Origin of the sequence: Plectonema cf. radiosum LEGE 06105 (assembly GCF_015207665.1) — a bacterium.
GTDB classification, from domain to species: domain Bacteria; phylum Cyanobacteriota; class Cyanobacteriia; order Cyanobacteriales; family Nostocaceae; genus Rivularia; species Rivularia radiosa_A.
Genome location: NZ_JADEWL010000277.1, coordinates 1 through 3,097, shown reverse-complemented (window position 1 = coordinate 3,097; position 3,097 = coordinate 1). Strand labels below are relative to the sequence as shown.

The following is a 3,097-nucleotide window of genomic DNA, read 5'->3' as shown; positions in this document are numbered from 1 at the left end:
GACCAATACTTGAGTGAGGAGACTCATAAAAGCAAGTCAACTCGTAGAAAGAGAAAGCCCTTCATAGTGATATGAGGGAATCCCCCGCTATATCAGGTACTCCTGATTAGCGGTGGGAGGATGTCAATGGTGCATTTAATAGCGAGCGACCGATTAATCAGGATTGTGAGGGGAGAAACAGTTTATTTGGCGGGATTCAGTTTTGCGAACAGCAATATCCTGTATATGGTGATAGTTCTACAGTCACACCCACCACACCTTCCATAGACAGCTTTTATGCTCGTTTTGAACGCAGTTCTAAGGTACCTGGAGCAGACCCAGATTATGCCATGTGGGGAGATTACAACACCGAGGAATTTTCTCGACCTTCCCAGCTTTACGGTGCGACTTCTCGGCAATTGCATGGTTTCAAAGGTAATTATAGTTTTGGTCCATTGCAGATAACTGGTTTGTATGCCAATAACGTCGAAGGTTTCCAGCGAGATACTTTTGTACCTATAGGTATCAGTGGTAATTATTTTCTATCGCGACGATTGTTGGTTCCTGGAAGTGAGAATGTTTATTTAGAAGCAGAAGAAATTAATCGTCCGGGTACTGTTGTTAAAAGACAGCAACTATATCGCGGTCGAGATTATTCGATCGATTACGACCGAGGCACAATTACGCTCTTTAGTCCAATTTTGGCAACAGAACTTAATCCTTTTGGAGCAACTCTGCAAAGACAAATTGTTGTCACCTACCAGCCGGAATTTGGCGAAGATGGCGATATTTACGGTGCAAGAGCGCAATTTAATATTTCCCAAGACTTTGATAATAAGTCATTTATCGCTGGTTCTTATTTGAGAGAAGACCAAGGCGATCGCGATTTTGAATTGTATGGAGCAGATTTCCAATTTTCCTTCGGTCGCTGGGGTCAGATTCTCGGTGAATACGCTCGTTCCGAAAGCAATATCGGTGGTGGAGACGCAACAACCGGGAATGCTTATCGGATAGAAGGGATTGGTAATTTAGGGAACCGCGTGAACTTAAATGCTTATTACCGTTCGGTGGAGGAGAATTTTAATAACAACGCGACTTTCAGCTTTTCACCCGGACAAACTCGTTACGGTGCGGGGTTGCTGGGTAAATTAACCGATACCACAACTCTAGGTGTATCCTACGATGTAGAAGAAAACTTCGGTCGAGCAGCTACAGGTTTAGTAAACTTCTTTGATTTATTCGACCCCCAACCCCAAGCACGTCCTGGGGAAGCTTTGGATAACGAATTAAAGACTTTTCGAGCGGGTATTTTACAAAAATTTGGCTTTGCAGATGCTAGCGTCGAATACGTCAACCGTTCGCGGGAAGACAGCACAGATAATGGTTTAAGCGGCGATGCGGAGCAAATTGTTTCGCGGTTGAAAGTGCCTTTAACTCAATCTTTGACCTTCCAAGCACAAAATGAAGCCAATATAGACGGTTCCGACCCACTTTATCCCAACAGAACCACATTAGGGTTAGATTGGCAAGCCTTTGATGGAGTCACTTTTAGATTGGCACATCAATGGTACGACGATACCAGCTTGTTACCTGGAAATTCTTTGACTACTTTAGATACTTTACTTGATTACAACTTAGCTAAAGATACTACCTTTAACGGACGGTATTCGGTACTCTCCGGCTTCAATGGTATGCAGGGACAAGGTGCATTGGGAGTTAACCACGGAATGCCCATCGCGCCAGGTTTGCGGTTGAGTTTGGGCTATCAATACGTATTTAGAAACATCTTTAATGCAACTGCCGCAGGAGATAAAATACCGCAATATTACGCAGTCGGACAAACAGCATCTTCCTTGGGATTATTTTCTGGTTCCGTGTACAGCGTCGGCTTGGAATATACCGACAATCCAGACTTTAAAGCCAGCGGTAGGTTTGAATTACGCGATGGAGAAGAAGGTAACACTACCTTTATTTCTGCGGGTGCAGCAGGTAAAATTTCACCAGCATTAACTGCATTGGTACGTTATCAACAAGCAGGTGAAGCCAACGTATTTTTACCTTCTAGAGTCAATGACTTGCAAGGAGTTGAGGGAGTAAGATTTGAAGAATTGGGAGACACCGCTAATTTAAAAATTGGTTTAGCTTATCGTGACCCAACCAACGACAAATTTAACGGCTTGCTCAAATACGAATGGCGACAAAACTTTGATTCTATACCGGAAAATCAGTTTACCGGAAGTTCTACAGCCACCGGACACGTATTTTCAGCAGAAGCAATCTATGCTCCTTCTTGGAGATGGGAATTTTTTGGTAAATATGCTTTGCGTAACGGTGTAACTTATTTTGACAGAGAACGCTATGACGGAACTGTCAATTTAGCCCAAGCACGAGCTACCTATAGATTAGGCTACCGCACCGACTTAGCAGTAGAAGGACGCTGGATTGGTCAAAATTCCAATAATAATGCGGACTTCGACGAATTTGGAGTTGCCGTAGAAGGTGGATATTACTTAACTCCAGACTTACGTTTGGGAGTAGGTTATGCCTTTGGTAGCGTAGACGATCGCGATTTTACCGGATATCGCTCCGAAGGTGGATTGTATCTCAACGTCAGCTTGAAGCTTAACGAATTGTTCGGCGGATTTGGATTGCAAAAACCCGTACCAAAGCAAGAGCAGGAATCCGAGGTTTCACCTTTGGTAAGAAATGGTTCTCAATCGGAGAAACCCAAGACAAAGTTAACTGAACGTTTGAAGAAAAATCAATCTAGTCAACTGGTTAATCGGTTGAGAAGGGAACAGGGAACAGAGGAATTTCCCACAAGTAATACTCAATCCCAAATCCCCAATATCAAATCTTCTCAAGTCAAGCTGATAAACAATCTGAAAAAGTAATTACGAATTACGAATTACGAATTACTTAAATGTGGTGTCACAGGATGTGAGCAATGTCGAAAAAAAGGTCTAAAAGGTCAAAGGTTATAGGTCAAAGGTTAAAGGTGAGTTGTTCGCTTTTCCCGAATAAAAAAATATTTTACGTTCTGCCTTTGGGGTTAGCTACTTGTTTCAACGGAGTTTTACCTTGGGGAGTATTTGCACAAACTCCCCCTTCTCCCACC

General features: G+C 42.9%; 1 protein-coding gene. It reads left to right on the top strand.

Annotated features, from left to right (window positions below):
- The first annotated feature begins 329 nt into the window (after positions 1 to 329).
- Positions 330 to 2,873 (top strand): hypothetical protein, encoded by a 2,544-nt coding sequence (locus IQ247_RS31870; protein ID WP_228060231.1) that lies wholly within the window; start codon positions 330 to 332, stop codon positions 2,871 to 2,873.
- Positions 2,874 to 3,097 lie beyond the last annotated feature (224 nt).

What these genes read in the sequence shown, in the direction of transcription:
- IQ247_RS31870 (WP_228060231.1), top strand. Translation starts at nt 330, where the DNA reads ATGTGGGGAGATTACAACACCGAGGAATTTTCTCGACCTTCCCAGCTT.